Annotated in this window: 12 protein-coding genes; 5 read left to right on the forward strand and 7 right to left on the reverse strand. The window is 49.3% G+C overall.

The genetic code is table 11. The annotated features are described in order from the left end of the window. Positions 1 to 27 precede the first annotated feature (27 nt). Positions 28 to 2,400: a penicillin acylase family protein gene (locus B5M13_RS28105; protein ID WP_080058822.1), complete on the reverse strand. Its 2,373-nt coding sequence runs from the start codon at positions 2,398 to 2,400 to the stop codon at positions 28 to 30. Positions 2,401 to 2,518: 118 nt separating this feature from the next. On the opposite strand from B5M13_RS28105, the gene B5M13_RS28110 reads away from it, so the two are divergent. Beyond that, the gene (locus B5M13_RS28110) at positions 2,519 to 3,046 is read left to right on the forward strand and encodes a hypothetical protein (protein WP_245859524.1); all 528 of its coding nucleotides are present in this window, start codon (positions 2,519 to 2,521) and stop codon (positions 3,044 to 3,046) included. A gap of 55 nt (positions 3,047 to 3,101) precedes the next feature. Here the strand turns inward: B5M13_RS28110 and B5M13_RS28115 are convergent, their stop codons facing one another. Next, entirely contained in the window at positions 3,102 to 3,686 is a 585-nt protein-coding gene (locus B5M13_RS28115) for a hypothetical protein (RefSeq protein WP_170061205.1), read from the reverse strand. A gap of 203 nt (positions 3,687 to 3,889) precedes the next feature. Between B5M13_RS28115 and recQ the strand changes: the two genes are divergently transcribed. The 4 genes from recQ to B5M13_RS28135 all read left to right on the forward strand — a co-directional run bounded on the left by recQ (position 3,890) and on the right by B5M13_RS28135 (position 10,053). Further along, positions 3,890 to 6,016, forward strand: a complete 2,127-nt coding sequence (recQ, locus tag B5M13_RS28120) for a DNA helicase RecQ (protein WP_080058824.1) — start codon at positions 3,890 to 3,892, stop codon at positions 6,014 to 6,016. 189 nt (positions 6,017 to 6,205) lie between these two features. Then, positions 6,206 to 7,297, forward strand: a complete 1,092-nt coding sequence (locus B5M13_RS28125) for a lytic transglycosylase domain-containing protein (RefSeq protein WP_080060111.1) — start codon at positions 6,206 to 6,208, stop codon at positions 7,295 to 7,297. Positions 7,298 to 7,483: 186 nt separating this feature from the next. Continuing rightward, entirely contained in the window at positions 7,484 to 8,722 is a 1,239-nt protein-coding gene (locus B5M13_RS28130; protein WP_080058825.1) for a lytic transglycosylase domain-containing protein, read from the forward strand. Between the two features lie 92 nt (positions 8,723 to 8,814). Next, the gene (locus B5M13_RS28135) at positions 8,815 to 10,053 is read left to right on the forward strand and encodes a lytic transglycosylase domain-containing protein (RefSeq protein WP_080058826.1); all 1,239 of its coding nucleotides are present in this window, start codon (positions 8,815 to 8,817) and stop codon (positions 10,051 to 10,053) included. A gap of 21 nt (positions 10,054 to 10,074) precedes the next feature. Here B5M13_RS28135 and B5M13_RS28140 read toward each other — a convergent pair whose 3' ends face one another. The 5 genes from B5M13_RS28140 to B5M13_RS28160 all read right to left on the reverse strand — a co-directional run bounded on the left by B5M13_RS28140 (position 10,075) and on the right by B5M13_RS28160 (position 16,465). After that, complete coding sequence (locus tag B5M13_RS28140) at positions 10,075 to 11,394, reverse strand: cryptochrome/photolyase family protein (RefSeq protein ID WP_080058827.1); 1,320 nt, start codon at positions 11,392 to 11,394, stop codon at positions 10,075 to 10,077. Positions 11,395 to 11,457: 63 nt separating this feature from the next. After that, a complete protein-coding gene (locus tag B5M13_RS28145; protein WP_080058828.1) occupies positions 11,458 to 12,489 on the reverse strand; it encodes a DUF4249 domain-containing protein in 1,032 nt (343 codons plus the stop codon). Between the two features lie 3 nt (positions 12,490 to 12,492). Further along, positions 12,493 to 14,808, reverse strand: coding sequence for a TonB-dependent receptor (locus B5M13_RS28150; RefSeq protein WP_245859526.1), 2,316 nt, complete (start codon positions 14,806 to 14,808; stop codon positions 12,493 to 12,495). A 191-nt stretch (positions 14,809 to 14,999) separates the two neighbouring features. Next, positions 15,000 to 15,344 carry a hypothetical protein gene (locus tag B5M13_RS28155; RefSeq protein WP_170061206.1) on the reverse strand — a complete coding sequence of 115 codons (345 nt, stop codon included), beginning with the start codon at positions 15,342 to 15,344 and terminating at the stop codon, positions 15,000 to 15,002. 410 nt (positions 15,345 to 15,754) lie between these two features. Beyond that, on the reverse strand, positions 15,755 to 16,465 hold the full coding sequence (locus B5M13_RS28160; protein ID WP_080058830.1) for a GNAT family N-acetyltransferase: 711 nt from the start codon (positions 16,463 to 16,465) through the stop codon (positions 15,755 to 15,757). Between the last annotated feature and the right edge of the window lie 100 nt (positions 16,466 to 16,565).

Raw genomic sequence — 16,565 nt, forward strand, 5'->3', positions numbered from 1 at the left:
CGGTCTACCGCCCACACTACAGTACACCTACGGCTTCAGCACGACCTTCGCTTCTGACACCGAATTCACTTTGTCTCGGGAGAAATACACCGGAAAATAGTCGTTCTTCGCCCAGATCGGGAAGAGGTCGCTATAGTGTGGACTATCGGGATTACCCGACTGGCCAGGGGTATTGATGCCTAAGGTTTTATCCCAATCCTGTGTATCGACCAACATTCGGAACGAAGCTCCGTGCGTTTGGTTCAGATCAAACGAGGTAGCGTTGACAGTTTCGCCATAGCCACCCCGCGCCACAGGCCCCAAATTGATTCGCTTGTGCATGGTTTCATCGACGAGGCCACTCAGTGGATGCTTGATCGTAATGTGCTTAAAGTTGGGCTGTCCATACCGCCAGTTCGCCATATTAGGGCCGAGCTGTTCAGTTAAGTCAGTCACGGCTTTATCGAGGCAACGAATCAGGAGACTATCGCGGTGTGAGCCGGTTTGCAACAGGGCTTCCGTCACCCGTCGAGTAGGTAACGCTTTCAGATATGGTCGTGCTTTTGCAGGGACTTTCTCGTCATAGACAGCCGCTTTCAATTCATCATCCCAGGCGATAAAAATGGCAGCCGCTATTGAATTCGGATCGAGCCGATAATCCCACCGACGCAAATAGGTCAACGCCCGTTGCGTTTGCGAACTGGCAGAGGTCAATTGTTGAAGTAAAGGCACAATCGTTCGGGCCGGTATAGATAGGTAATCCGCTTGTAACGCTTTAAAATCCGTCAGGCTTTTTGGCTTACCATCATTCAATACCTCTTTAATCCGATCGGCCCGACTCGGTGACGCCCAGGTCCAGCCAACCGCATTTCGGTACGGGTAATCAGGTGGCAATAGGTTATTATTGGCCGTTACGATAGAACCTTCGGGTGGATTAAGCGCGTTGGGTAACTGCTGAATAGGCAGATAACCATTCCACTCAAAGCGCCCGTCGCCTGGCACAGGCACCAGTCCGGTATAGTTCGGCCGCACAGGCGATAAAGCCACTACCTGCCAGCCAATGTTTCCAGCCTTCCCGTCGGCAGGGCGCTCGGCCCAAATCATGTTTTCGCCCGGCACCCGACTTTGCAGACACGCCTGCCGAAATTCGGCCCAGTTACGCGCCTGATTCATTCGTAAACTGGCCAGATACGGTGCACAACCTGGTTCAAGCCAGCCCGCCCGAACGGCATAGACTTTATGATGTACCGTATCGTCGAAAACGACGGGCCCGTGTTGGGTATATTTCAGGATTGCATTGACCGGCTTGCCCCCTTTTACGGGAATCGTTTCGGTCAGCGTTCTCATGTCCACCCAGGCCCCCTTGTAGCGGTACTGATTTGGATTGACCGGGTTGGCTTCATAAACGTACAAATCTTCATTATCCGTTTCGAAAATGGTTAACCCCCAGGCTCCATCCTCATTATGGCCAATAGAAATGCCAGGCAATGTTGGCTCACCTGCGCCTACCACATGCCAGCCCGGCGCATCCAGATGCACCCAATAGCGTAGTGAAGGCGTGGCCTGCGACCGATGCGGATCGTTGGCCAGCATCGGAAAGCCACTGGCCGACTTAGCCCCGGAGATAACCCAGTTATTCGAACCTGTGTATTGCTTTTCAGTGTCGAACCAACGGTCGCTATCGAACTGTAGTGCTTCATCTTCATCGGCTTTACTGAGTACGCCTTTATATTTCAGGGGCAGTCGAAAGGCCTCATACAGTTCCAGAATAGGCTGAAACAATTCATCACCATTGACCCGCAGGGTCAAATCAGGCTCATTGGTTTTTGAGACCGGATGAAACCACTGCAAGGACCGAACTTTATCGGGACCGAGCAAATGCACCAGACGGCCGTAATTCAACTCATCCCGCACGTTGGCCATAATGCCCTGATGTCGGCTAATTACCACGTCAGGCGTCCAAAGCCCAGGCTTTGTATGGAGCACCCGAAACTCAAATGGTAGCTGTTCCGGCGTTTTGAGGATGGTGTTGATATAGGCATTGATTCCATCGACAAACGCCTGAACAATTTGAGGCCCATGTGGGTGGTACTGCCTAAGTTCATTATCCAGATTCCCCCGAAACCGAAATAAGCGGGCGCCTATATCCCGTTTAAGCTCCTGCGGCCCCAATAGCTCAGCGGTGGTTCCGGTAGCCTGCCGACGCCACATTTCTAGTTGAAACAGCCGATCCTGAGCAGCCGAGTAGCCTTGTGCAAAGAATAAATCATGCTCATTTTTGGCGTAGATGTGATTGACGCCCCACTTGTCCCGAACAATCTCAACCGACTCTTGTAAACCAGCCATTTGTACGCTTTTCTCAGACTGACGAACACAGCCGACGAACAAAATCAGAAGGAGCAGGACAAACCGTTGCGGCATAACGCAGATGAATTTATTGTAAGATAGTCAACAATCTGTTTTAAGAACTTTAACAGTCATTTAACAATCAAATCGCTAAGCGGTTAGTATGTTTGACCAACACCAACTGCTAAACCTGATGAAATCTATCGTATATGGCCTACTGATCGGTAGCCTGCTCGTCTGTTTGACGGGCTGCGTAACAGCAACCTTCCAGACGAACGTAAAAACAGATGCCACACCAGCATTTAAACGCATTCTGATTGTATCACGATTACCAACAACCAAGCCCGATTATTTGGCTTCGTTACAAACCGCCTTCCCACCAGGGTATCAGGTTTGCACCGTAGCCAATAGTCCTATCTCGTTCGAAACGGCCGAAGAGGCTATAGAAAAGCAACGACAGGCCTGCCAGAGCGAAGTAGTATTAACGATCGATTTTAATCGAAGTTATACGTCGGGCTCGGGCCGATATATTTCATCGAACAACGAGCTTCTGCTGGAGATGAAAAGTCTGGCTACGGGCATCCCCTTCTGGAAAGCCCTCGTGACAACGGGATTGAGCGATAACGAAATTTTGCCCCGAGAACTGGTTACCCGCCTGATCAAAGATGGTATTATTCAGGGCACCGCACCCCTGGAAAAATCGTATCAATCCACTTATTAACCGGAAGGGGTCGGCGTCAATGACGTCGACCCCTTCCGGTTCGATTATCCAGCAGTTACTTACTTTTTGCACTACTCAGGTAGGTTTTGTTGCCGTTTTTATTGATGTAGTACTTACCTCCACGCGGGCCGACCATTACTTTCTCCCCATTGGGCCCTTTGGCAGAGGGATCAACCGGAGCTTTGTAATCGGCGGGAGTGGCCTTCTCCTCTTTCATGGCTGGCGCCGATGCCTTCACCATTTTATCGGCTTTATCCGTCTTATCCGCTTTTGAGGGTTTGTCCATTTTGTCGTCTTTCAGACCCGCATTAGCAGCCGCTTTATCAGCTTTCTTATCCGCCTTATCCAGTTTGGCATCTGCCTTAGTCGTGGCTTTATCGGCCTCTTTTGCAGCTTTCTTCTCTGCTTTGGCAGCTTGTTTGTCGGCTTTAGCCTGCGCCTTATCTGCATCGGTCATACCCGACTGGGCAGCCTCTTTTGCGGCTTTTTTCTCGGCTTTTGCCGCCTTTTTAGCGTCTTTATCGGCCTCGTTCTGCTCTTTCTTCGCTTTGCTTTTTGACGGTTTATCGTCCTGTGCCCAGCCGTTGGAGGCAACCAGCAGGCTTAACGCAAGGCATATGATTGACAGGGTCTTCTTCATACAAATCGGATCGGGTTTTGTGAAACAATAGTATTGGCTCTTATGACGGAAAGATGGGAAGAAAATCACCATTCCAACGCTAAAAATTACTTAAATTTTGCTTAAATTTGATAGAATGATTGTAGCCGGTAGCTGTCACCAATTACTTTTAGCCCGTCTAATTGACAGCTGCTCGACCCGCATACCATCACCCGAATCTGTCAATGATTAGCACACCTCCGCTCCAGACGCAAAATCCGGCCGATTACCTGAAACGTTACTATGGATACGACCGCTTCCGGCCGATGCAGGAAGCTATCATCCAGTCGATTTTAAGCGGACGCGATACAGTTGTACTAATGCCTACGGGTGGGGGCAAATCCGTCTGTTTTCAGATTCCGGCCCTGATGCTGCCGGGTGTTACCATCGTGGTTTCTCCGCTTATAGCTCTCATGAAAGACCAGGTGGGAGCCCTGCATATGAACGGGATTCAGGCAGCTTATTATAACAGCACGCAAACATCCCGCGAACAGCGCGATATTGAAGCCGATTGCCACAAGGGGAAACTCAAGCTGCTCTACGTTTCGCCCGAAAAACTGCTTACCGAATCGTTTTTTCATTTTCTGAAGCAGATCAACGTTTCGCTGTTCGCCATCGACGAAGCACACTGTATTTCGTCGTGGGGGCACGACTTTCGGCCTGAATATACCCAGTTGCAGGTTCTGAAAGAGCAGTTTCCGCAGGTGCCGACCATCGCCCTTACCGCAACGGCCGATAAACTAACCCGTCAGGATATTGCCACCGGCCTCGGTATGGTCGATCCGGCGGTGTTTGTCGCTTCGTTCAATCGAACGAACCTGAGTTTACAAGTATTGCCAGGCCAAAACCGCCTTCAGCAAATCATTCGGCTCCTCCAGCAAAAACCGAATACATCGGGCATCATCTACTGCCTCAGCCGGAAATCGACCGAATCGCTGGCAGCCAAATTGCAGGAAAAAGGATTCAGTGCGGCCTTTTACCACGCCAAAATGGACCCCGACGACCGGAATAAAACCCAGGAAGCCTTTCTGCGCGACGATGTTCGAATTATATGTGCGACCATCGCTTTTGGTATGGGCATCGACAAATCGAACGTGCGTTGGGTAATTCATTACAATATGCCCAAAAACATTGAGAGCTTCTATCAGGAAATCGGCCGGGCGGGGCGCGACGGGGCTGCGGCTCAAACGGTACTCTTCTACAGCTTCGCCGATGTAGCTACTTATAAAGAGATGCTGGCAGAAAACAATCCGGCGAACCTGGGTCTTCAGTTGGCTAAACTGGAGCGGATGCAGCAATATGCCGATGCCCATACCTGCCGCCGTCAGATTCTGCTCTCTTATTTCTCGGAAGAACTACCCGAGCCTTGTGGCAACTGTGACGTTTGTCGTGACCCATGCGTTACCTTCGACGGCACGATTCTGGCCCAGAAAGCCCTCTCGGCGATGGTACGTACCGGAGAACGCGTACCGATGAATCTGCTGATCGATATTCTTCGGGGTTCGCGCAGCCAGCAAGTATTGCAGGGAGGATACGACCAGATAAAAACCTACGGAGCCGGACGCGACCTTCGGTTTGAAGACTGGCGAAATTACCTGCATCAGCTCATCAACATTGGAGTTATTGAAATCGCTTACGACCAGCATTACGCGTTGCGACGGGGTATCCTGGCCGACCAGGTTCTCTATGGTGGTCGAAAAATAGATCTGGTTCGTCCCGACGATGCGCCTAAACCAGTGGTCGAAAAGCCCAGAACCAAAACCGAGTCGCAACGAGACGAACTTTTCGAACGACTCCGGGTCCTGCGCAAGCAAATTGCCGACGAGCAGAATGTGCCAGCCTACGTTATCTTCACCGACACGACCCTCGAAGATATGGCCCGCCAGAAGCCGACGACTCCCGATGCCTTACGGAATGTCAGTGGGGTGGGCGAACGCAAGCTTCAGTTGTTTGGGAAACAGTTTCTGGATGAGATTGTGGGGTATGTGCGGGGACGTGTACAAGCCGGAGAAAAACCGAAAGGATCGACACAATTACTCACGCTTGACCTCTATAACAGGGGGCTGTCTATTGAAGAAATTGCGGTCGAGCGCCAGCTAACCAGTGGCTCTGTAGCCAGCCATCTGGTCCAACTTTCGAAGTCGGGCTATGACATTGATTTGGCCTCGTTAATTGACCCTTTTGAGCAACGGGAAATTGAAAAAGCTATCGGTATAGTTGGTATCGAAGAAGGGCGTTTAAAAGCTGTCTACGAGTATTTAGGCGGTAAATACGACTATGGTAAACTGACCCTTGTTGCGGGCCTTTTATAAAGATATAATCCTGTTTTCAGCAGTACCGTTGGATAATTCTTAGAGGCCAGATTTGGTATATATCAGATAATCAGCTAAATTCGTTCCAGTAAAGATTATGAACCCGTTACAAATGTGCGGGTTTTTTCGTCTCTATGTTTCACAACAACTACTATAATTTTGATTAAAGAAGTAAGTTTTTCACTGCTCATGGCCACCATGAAGCCGGGGATTGGTGTCACTACACTACCAAGTTGGTCCCCACTTTTCGGAGCCGATACGAGTCGGGTACTTCCGTTATCAAGCGGCCTGAACAACCCCCAATTATTAGTCGTTGATTCGACCAAACGCCTGTTTCCAATTTATTTTTGTGGCGAAGAAGTACCCGTCAATGAACCCCGCGTATCGCGTAGATGGGCACAAACCCTACGCAATTATGGTGCTCAGGAAGAGTTTCTGATGGACCTTCGTACCAAAGCGTCTGAATTCTTCCCCATTATTGACCCCATCTTACGGAAGTACAAGATCCCCCGCGATTTTCGGTTTATGCCGCTGGCCGAAAGTGCACTCAACAACCGCAGCGTATCGTATAAGGGAGCCGCTGGGTATTGGCAGATTATGCCGGGAACAGCCCGTGAGCTGGGCTTGAAAGTAAACGGCAGTGTCGATGAACGTCGTGATCTACAAAAGTCGACGGTAGCTGTCTGTCGGCATTTGCACCAGTTATACAAAGTACTAGGCTCCTGGACTCTTGTAGCCGCAGCCTACAACGGTGGTATCACGCACGTCATGAACAAGATGGAGCAGCAAGGCCATTCGAATTATTACCGGCTTCGGCTTCACCGCGAAACCAGTTCTTACCTGTTCCAGATTCTGGCGTTTAAAGAATTACTGACCAACCCCCGTCAGTATGCGTTGCTGCTCAGCGGATCAACGATTGCTGAGTTAACCAAGCCCCTACCGAGCTGGCATAAGCCGTTGGCTGTTCCCAGAAAGATCAAAGATGCTCCGACTATCGAACTGATTGATGAGGAGTTTACGTCGCCAATCTGGGGGCCTCGGCCAAACAATGCGCTGACTAAAGCGCCATCAGACACCGATCAGTTGATTGCCCGCGCTGCGCTGGTAAAGCACACGCCCAATGCACCAGATGCTGCTCTGGAAAAACAGGGCGCTCATTTGCCTATCAAAAAACTCATGATGGGCTTGATGGTACTCCGGTTTCGTCGCCCTCGTATTCTTCAATTGAAACAAGGTGAAGGCGAAGGTATCCGGCCATTACATTTCTGGGATTGGTTATAATCCATTAACCCAGTATCATCATAAACGCAGAAAGCCGCTTCTGAAGCGGCTTTCTGCGTTTATGATGATCAATGTATAGGAACATTCAATTTGTCAGAATAGAAAATATAGAAACTATATCGTTACTATAGACTTTTATTTACGTCTAAACAAACAGTAACCCATACATGGAAAGATTACTGTTTAATGAACTTGTTAGCCTCTTTTTCATTGGCAACGGGTCTGGTTGTGGCGTGTGTTTCAGTCTCCAATGAGTTGCTTCCACTATCAGCAAACAGGCCACTAACCCTTCAAAATAGGATTTACTCGCCCCTTGATCCGGGGTTGACCCGGCTTCTGCCTTCCGTTTATTTCTGCGGAGAATCGGTGCCGTTACATGAAGAATCGGTCGCCCGTCGATTGGTATCCGCCCTAGCGCACAATACGGCTCAAAATCAGGCTCTTTACCGCATGAGGCAACGCGCAGCCGTCTTTTTTCCGATTATCGAACCCATTCTGCTCAAGCACAATATTCCACTGGATTTCAAATACTTACCATTGGTTGAAAGTGCGCTGACGGGCATGGCGGTGTCGCCCAAAGGCGCAGTTGGGTATTGGCAGTTTATGCCCGCAACAGCACGCGAGCTGGGGCTTATTATTGAGCCAGGCTATGACGAACGCCGGAATCTGGTCAAATCGACAAATGCCGCCTGCCGGTATCTACGGTATTTGTATAATCGTTTAGGTTCCTGGACCTTAGCGGCAGCCGCCTATAATAATGGAATTGGAGCCTTATTAGGAAATATCCGTCGCCAGCAACAGCGTGATTACTATTACCTGCGCCTTAATGCCGAAACGGGCAAATACTTATACCGGATTCTGGCGTTTAAAGAGTTGTTTTCCAACTATCGATCTTACCGGCAACTCATTCCCGAACAAATGATGGCGTATCTGAGTGAGCCACTGACTCCTACTGATGAACCAGACCCAGACGAACCCATCTTATCGGAGTCGCTCGTCAATACTGTAACAGAGAACGCCGTTGAGGCCCCTGATGAAGAGGTAGCGCAACCCGCTACAGGAAAGCCCAAAGATATACCTCTGCCGAACGCAGCCGATGTATTCCGGGAGGGCATCAGGGCTAAACTGATCGAATCGTCGGGAGCACGACGAGGAGCCACCTGGGTATTCCACCTGACTCGCAACGGAATGGCCGATGGCAAACCCGTTGAAGAAGGGGATGTTCTGTACGCCGTCGTTGAAGATGTGGACCCCAAAACTGATAAACTTTATTTACGCGCCGACAAACTTTATTCAGCCACCGAAAAGCATACGTACAATCTGGCGCTGACTGCTATAGATGCCTCAACTGGCCGTACGGGTATCAAACTTTCGGAAGTCGATCAGGTAAAAGCGGGCTGGATACTAACCTGGAAAGCCCTGTAAATGAGCTTCTCCCCTTTCCCTAACCTACGCATTACTGAACTAAACCGCTCGTTCGATTCGTTGTCTAAAGGTCCAACCAATCGACTTTTATTTTGAGAATAGCGACAATAGGTACGGTGCTGGCTGCTCTGAGCGTTGGTTTGCTTTTATTTCCAGCAGCAGCGCAGAAAAAAGCAACTTCAGCTAAGGCGAAATCTGAACGTAAAAAACCGTTACCTTCCCGTCCACTTGTTGGTCCACAGCGGCTGCATTTCTGCGGTGAAATTGTTCCTACCGAACAGAGCGAAGTGTCAGCCAAACTAGCACTGGCGTTGGCAGGTAGCTCAGGCTATATTCAGCATGTAAACGGATTGAAAGCTCGTTCAGCTCCTTTTTTTGCGGTTATCGAGCCAATTCTGGCCCAGTATACTATTCCCAATGATTTTAAGTACCTACCGCTCATCGAAAGCGCCTGGCAATCGAACGCCGTTTCGTCGGCCGGAGCGATTGGCTACTGGCAGTTTATGGATGATACAGCGCAGGATATGGGCCTTTCGATTGCACCGGGCAACGACGAACGTACGGACCTCCGTAAATCAACTGAAGCGGCCTGTAAATACCTGCGATTCCTGCATCAGAAATTAGGCTCCTGGACACTGGTTGCGGCAGCTTATAATGGGGGTGTCGGCATGGTACAGCGGAAAATTACCAAGTCGGGGCACCGGGATTATTACGCTATGAGCCTCAACTCCGAAACGGCCTACTACCTCTACCGGATTCTGGCCATGAAAGAGCTGTTCACGAATCCAATGTACGGGGTTGGCTCAGCGGGCATCATGCTGGCCTCATCAGGGCAGGCGTATGAGCGCGAACGCGAACAGGCTCGACGTATGGGCTGGCTTCAGGACGAAGATCCAGATCCCGTTGGCGTTCCCATTGAATCATTTTTAGACGTAGGCAAAGCTCAAAAAAATGAAGCCCGGATTATGGACAGTTTGCTTGTGGAGCTACTAAAGGAAAAACCGAGAGCGGCTCCAGTTTTTACGGGCGATGCCGTTGCCCGATTGATTAAAGCTGGTCAGCCTAAAGTTGGGCAAAGCTGGGCATTTGCCCTGACCGATGCGGTTCAGATTGGCGAGGATGAACTACAGGCGGGCGACCTACTCTATGCCGTTGTTGATGACGTGGATACCCAGGGGAATTTATTTTTACGAGCAACGAAAGCCATTTCAGCCCAAACCAAAACAGCTATCCCGATTACCCTGATCGCCATGAATCCAGTCACGGGACTAGCTGGCGTCCCTCGCCCGAAGGTAGTTAAACCGGGCTGGGTAGTGCAGTGGAAATTATAAGTCTGCTCCCCAACCTGTGCGCTAATCTTCTTGCTGGTTTAACGCCTTTTTGTAGGTTGTGATGGCCCGCTCGCGAACCATGGCATGGTCGACCATAGGCTTGGTATATTTCGAACTTCCGAACTCAGGAACCCAGCGCCGAATATAAACTTCTTTCGGGTCGAACTTTTCGGCCTGCAAAATCGGATTGAATACACGGAAATAAGGAGCTGCATCGGTACCCGAGCCCGCTGCCCATTGCCAGCCTCCATTATTAGCAGCCAGATCATAATCGCGCAATTTTTTGGCAAAATAGGCTTCGCCCCACCGCCAGTCGATCAGCAGGTGCTTACACAGAAAACTAGCCGTGATCATTCTGACCCGATTATGCATCCAGCCTATCGTGTTTAGCTGGCGCATCCCAGCATCTACAATAGGGTAGCCCGTTTGTCCTTCACACCATTTCGCAAACTCCTCTTCGTTGTTCCGCCAGTCAATCCGGTCGTATTTAGGGCGGAATGAGTTTTTTTCGACGTGCGGAAAATGATGCAGTACCTGAAAGTAGAAATCACGCCAGCAAAGTTCATTCAGGAAGGTGCTATCATTGGCAGCTTTCGCCTGCCGGGCTAACTCACGGATGCTAATTGTACCGAACCGCAGATGAATACTTAGCTGGCTGGTCCCATGCTGTAAGGCAGGCAAATCACGCGTTTTTTTGTAGGTGTTCAGCAACTCATCCGACACGGTACGCGCCGGAAAAGGTTCACCTACGGCCTTGAAGTTCAATTCGGCCAGTGTAAGTATTCGTTCAGGCTGGGTTTTCCAGAAATGTGAAAAATACCGTTCGGTTGGATAGGCCCGGAGGTAGAATTCTGTCAACTCCTCGCGCCACTTTTTACTGTAAGGCGTAAAAACCGTGTAGGGCGCTTTTTTGCCACTAAGAATCTCGTCCCGATCAAAAATGGTCTGGTCTTTACTCGTATGAAACCCTATCCCCTGTTCATTCAACAGCTCGCCAACTGCTTTATCCCGCTCTTTGGCATACACTTCATAATCGTAATTCGTAAACACATCGCCGATGGAATACTGCTGAATCAGTTCCTTCCAAACGGCAATTGGATGACCGTATCGTACAACGAGTGTCGACCCCATAGCCGTCAGTTCAGCCTGTAGCCGATTGATTTCCTGAACGATAAACTCAACGCGTCGGTCGGCTCGTTCGTCCAGCGCATCCAGAATGGTACGATCAAAAATAAAAACGGGTAAAACAGGGCGGCCGCTTTTAAGGGCGTGGTATAAAGCGGCATTATCGTGTAGTCGTAAATCACGCCGGAGCCAGACCAGCGATAGTGTTTCAGTCATTCGTTAGGGTGGTTTGGTTGCGCAACAATTCGTCAACGAAAAATGTTGCGCAACCAAACTTCCTTATTGCCAGCCATCGGGTTCTGTTACAGGCACCGGGCCATACGTATTGCGACAATCGCCATCGGGTAAAATCTGACTGGCAATATAGCTCGCCACAGCCGGATAAAATGGGGCACTGTAATTCATCGTACGCAATCGTTTTCGGGTAATCGATGTAACAGCAAAATAACCACGAGCAATATCGGATGGATCGTTCGCATTGACAACATTGCCCGTTACAGGTGCCGGTAGAGGGTCAAAAATGCTTCCGGTTCGGGCATTTTGCTGTTGATAGAGTTTCCAGAACTGATAATTTGCCTGGGTAATTCCATATTGTTGCAACTCAACTAACTGAGGACCAATAGCATATACAGGAATTTGGAGCACAAACCGATTCCGAATCGGGTTACCGTTAATAGCGTCGTCGCTGTAAATATTCACTACGTTGGTCGATTCGGTTATCCAGCAGCGGGTAAAACATTTGTTGGGACTACCCAGCGAACAAGGAGAGCCTAGCGACAAGCGATTTGTATACCCATAACCCGTCCAGCGGTAGTAGTTTTTTTCATTGGCCGGGTCAATCGTATTCACTCCATACGAAAAGGCATAAGGCTTAGCCAGATTATTGGTTTTAACCAATTGCCCCGAAATACTATCGATCACAGGCACGGCGGGCATCTGCTCAGGTTTCGTCACATAGCGTTTACCATCACTTAGCACAATGGTTAAACTATAGGAACGCCCCACCTGCCCCCGAAAGGTGGTATCGGTAGTTTGATACAGCCCAGACCCCATCATTACAAAGCGCGTCGACCGCCCCCGATCATCAGCCAGACTTACCTGTGCTTCCCGTACATATTGATCGCCCTGATTCTGCCCTCCACTCGTATAATTTCCTGTATAGGTCAATCGTATCGTATAGGGTGGTGCTTCATTGGTAATCTGCCCTTCCACAACCAGCCGGGGCACTTCTGTACGAATAGGCAGTTCGACCCGGTCGATGCAGGCCGTAAATGCCGTCAGAAGCAGGACATAACTTAGAAACTGACGCATGGCTCAGAAGTAAAAATTGTAGGCGATAGACGGAATCATCGTACCAAATACTGACAGCCGGTACGATTCGGTGCGCTGGTTGTAACGCGTGAAATAAATGGAATAGGGATTTTTGTGTGCGTAGACATTGTAAATCCCCAATGTCCAGACCCCATACCGTTTTTGCGCTTTGTTGAAACGGGTATCTTTCGAAAACGCTATATCGAGCCGATGGTAATCGGGAATCCGGTCGGCATTGCGACGGGAATAATCCTGAACCGGCTCCCCATTGAATGTAAACTGACCATCGGGATAGGTAGCCGGTACGCCCGTATAATACACAAAATTGGTCGAGAACGTCCAGTTGTGCGATAGAGCTAGTCGAGCCTGAATATTGAGCGTGTGGGGTCGGTCGATGTAGGACGGGTAATAGTCTCCCCCATTAATCCGTAGTTCATCAAAGGGCGTTTGCACCGCTATCAGCGACCGGGCATAGGTGTAGTTGATCTGTCCGGTCAGCTGGCCTTTATTCTTACTTACGCCTACTTCAACCCCATACGCTTTGCCAGCGGCAGGCAGCAGGGCCGTTTCGAGGGTTGGATTCAGGATCAGATTCGCTCCATATCGGTATTCAATCTGGTTTTGTAACCGTTTGTAGTACCCCTCCAGACTCAATTCGTAGGTATTCTCAGCCAGATTCTGGAATAACCCCAACGATACCTGATCGGCAATCTGAGGAGGGATATAACGGTCGCTCATCTTCCAGAAGTCGAGTGGCGTAATGGCCGTAGTATTCGAAATTAGGTTTATGTATTGACGCGTTCGTCCAGCACTGGCTTTGATTGCGCTGTTCTTCGCTAACTGGACTCGTAGTGCCAGCCGAGGTTCCAGACCACCGTAGGCCTGAATAACCTGACCATTGCCGTAGCGAGTCGAATCCATAACGGTTTCCTCCGAGCGGGGCAAGTTATCCAAATATTTATACACCGTTTGGGCACCCAGATAGGCAAATGCGGAATACCGCAATCCTGCCTGCAAGGTAATTTTGGGCGTCAATTCCCATTCTGTATTTATATAAACACCTAGCTCACGGCCACGCTCTGGTGCAATACGACGGGGATTGATGCTGGAGTTTTCGCCCGTTGGCTCAGCCTCGCCCGTGCTGACGTCGTACCGAATCCCATTCAAACCCAGTTGAATTTTATGTTTCTGCTGAAGGGTGTAAAATAGATCGGCTTTGGCTTCCCGCTGTTCGATGTATGAGGTAAACCGGAACGTCAGGCTGGGAGCTACGCCATCGACATTCAGGTGATAACCGCTGTAGAGTGCAGTCAGATTGAACTGAAGGTTAGGCCGTATCAGGTAACTCCAGCGCCCGGTCAGTACGTCGGATGTCCATCCATACAAGGTATCGCCCGGAAACCGAAATTTGTCCTGACTCCGGTAGGCCGACACCGCAATGGTGTTTCGGTCGTCGGGTGTATAGGTGAGTTTCAGGCTACCATCGTAAAAAAACGCCCGGCTGTTTTTAACACTTTCTGACGGAAATAAGCCGAGTAGATAATTTGGGAAGGCGACGCGTCCACCAGCCAGCAATGTAAGCTTTTTCGAGATGGGGCCATCTACAACTACCCGTGCACTCACTGGACTAAGGCCGCCCGAAAGTCGCCAGCCATCCTTATTTCCATTTCGGCTGCTCATGAGTAATAATGACGATACCCGGCCACCGTACTGAGCCGAAAAAGCGCCTTTATTTAGACTAACATCCTGAACCAGATCGGGATTAACATTCGTATAAAAACCCAGTAAATGCGAAGTATTGAACAGGGGAGCCCCATCGAAGAGGACTAAATTCTGGTCGGATCGCCCACCGCGCACGTTGAATCCGCCAGCCCCCTCCCCTGCCGTTGTAACACCTGCCTGCAAGGTCAGGGCTTTCAGAATATCGGGCTCACCCAATACTACTGGCATCCGTTTCAGTTCGGGCATACTGAGCTGAATCTGCCCCATCTGTACGGTTTTGATATTTTTATCCTCACGGGTTGCCCGCACATCGACTTCTTCAAGGTCCGTAGAACGCGGTTGCAGAAAATATTCGACGCGCTTATTAAAATCGAGCACGACGCTCTCGCGGCCTCGAAAGTAGCCCACTGCCGATACATACAGGGTTAATACACCCGGTATATGATTAATCGAAATTACCCCGGCACTATCGGCTCTGGCTCCTGCTTTGGTTTCAGCAATAAACAAACTGGCTCCGGGAATTGGCTTTTTCGTTGTTCCATCGCGCACTACTACACTGAGCCTAAGCTTCTGTTGTGCGAATGTTGTAGAACCCAAAAGAGTGAAAAGAAAAAGAACGTAGAGCCGGAGCCTCATGTCGTGCGGTATAGGAATAATCTATAAATAACGGCCTAAGTTACAAAACCGTTTTAAACGATATGGATTAAAAATACGAACTCCCCGAAAGTTACCCGCTTAGGTGAGGGTAGCTTTCGGGGAGCGAAAAAAGGGCTATCCGGTAAAATTACCTAAGGCTCGAAGTGGAGCCGAACGGTATATAGTTCGTCGGGAACACGGCCATAACCCATCAGTTTTTTACTGGTAAGCTGGCGCAGTAATGCATTATTCAACTCGTCATTCTGACTAAATACTTTCAACTGACACACCTCACTAGCTTCATTGAGTCGGAATTGAATTACCACAACACTGGCCAGCCTGGTCGACTTTAATATACTTGGGTAGGATACATACCGGGCAATCTGTTGCTCCAGCGTAACCTGGGGCGCAGTCGGCTTATGCGGAGCGAAAGGTAATGAGTAAGCCTGTGTTACCAGAAAGCCCATCAAGATGAGAAGATAAAGGTATTTTTTCATGACTCCAACAGTTTAGGTGAAACAATAGTCCAACGTATCCACAAACTGCCCGAACGTACCTAAGGCAAATGGTAGGTTAATAATACACAAATATTACGGCAATGTTATCAAATCAGCTTCGCCTAAAACTTCTATTAATCTTTAAAAACTAATAATCTACAGTCATATATTCACAAAATTCCGTCATTAGCCACTTAGACAACCACATACTTACCCAATTTTGCTTAAACCATGAGTACAACAAAATAAAATTTTGATAGCCAATATTAACAAATTGTTAAGAAGACAGTAATTCGATGAGATTAAAGCCGACAAAACATGCCAGTGGCATTACTGAACGGAGCACATATGGCAAAGGCCCGGAAATGTTCCGGGCCTTTGCCATATATTGTACAAAATAAGGATCGAGCTTAGGCTACTTCCATCTCGCGTTCAGGTCTGCGCGAACGCGAACGATCGGACGGATTCAACCGTAACAGGATACGATTCTTGATTCGCATCCAGCGTTCATAGAGCTTCGACTCCTTCAAGAAATTCCATTTTTCATCCTTTTCCTCTTTCTTATGCTCTTCAGGATCGTAGAGCATACCCGTGCAGAGGCAGTGCTTCCGGTTCGTACGCGTCAGGATGTCGAAGTTCGCACAGGTCTGACAACCTTTCCAGAACGCTTCGTCGGCTGGCAACTCGCTCAACGTTACGGGTTGATAACCCAGGTCCGAGTTGATTTTCATAACAGCCAGACTCGTCGTAATACCGATAATCTTAGCCGTCGGGAACATCGTCCGGGAGAGTTCAAATGCCTTAGCTTTGATCCGGGTAGCGATTCCACTCTTGCGGTAATCGGGATGCACGATCAGGCCCGAATTGGCCACAAACTTACCGTGGTCCCAGGTTTCGATATAGCAAAACCCAACCCATTCGCCCGAGAGTGTCGTGGCGATAATCGCCTTTCCCTCGAGCATTTTTTCCATGACATAAATTGGCGAACGCTTAGCGATACCGGTTCCCCGGGCCTTAGCACTCTCCTCCATCTCACGGCAGATGGTTTCGGCCAGCCGAAGATGATCTTCACTGGCAACCTGAACAATATATTGATCGTTGACTATTTCGGGCTTAATCATTGTCGTTTAATGGCGGTTGTAAAGCCGCGTATACGGAGACAGCGCAATCCGGAGCTGGTTTGTTGTGAAAAATAAAACGAGAAAATGGGCGAAAACGTCT

The organism is Spirosoma aerolatum, assembly GCF_002056795.1.
Taxonomy (GTDB): domain Bacteria; phylum Bacteroidota; class Bacteroidia; order Cytophagales; family Spirosomataceae; genus Spirosoma; species Spirosoma aerolatum.

Coding starts and splice junctions, on each gene's coding strand:
- B5M13_RS28105 (WP_080058822.1), bottom strand. CDS start 2,400: ATGCCGCAACGGTTTGTCCTGCTCCTTCTGATTTTGTTCGTCGGCTGT.
- B5M13_RS28110 (WP_245859524.1), top strand. CDS start 2,519: ATGAAATCTATCGTATATGGCCTACTGATCGGTAGCCTGCTCGTCTGT.
- B5M13_RS28115 (WP_170061205.1), bottom strand. CDS start 3,686: ATGAAGAAGACCCTGTCAATCATATGCCTTGCGTTAAGCCTGCTGGTT.
- recQ (WP_080058824.1), top strand. CDS start 3,890: ATGATTAGCACACCTCCGCTCCAGACGCAAAATCCGGCCGATTACCTG.
- B5M13_RS28125 (WP_080060111.1), top strand. CDS start 6,206: ATGGCCACCATGAAGCCGGGGATTGGTGTCACTACACTACCAAGTTGG.
- B5M13_RS28130 (WP_080058825.1), top strand. CDS start 7,484: ATGAACTTGTTAGCCTCTTTTTCATTGGCAACGGGTCTGGTTGTGGCG.
- B5M13_RS28140 (WP_080058827.1), bottom strand. CDS start 11,394: ATGACTGAAACACTATCGCTGGTCTGGCTCCGGCGTGATTTACGACTA.
- B5M13_RS28145 (WP_080058828.1), bottom strand. CDS start 12,489: ATGCGTCAGTTTCTAAGTTATGTCCTGCTTCTGACGGCATTTACGGCC.
- B5M13_RS28155 (WP_170061206.1), bottom strand. CDS start 15,344: ATGAAAAAATACCTTTATCTTCTCATCTTGATGGGCTTTCTGGTAACA.
- B5M13_RS28160 (WP_080058830.1), bottom strand. CDS start 16,465: ATGATTAAGCCCGAAATAGTCAACGATCAATATATTGTTCAGGTTGCC.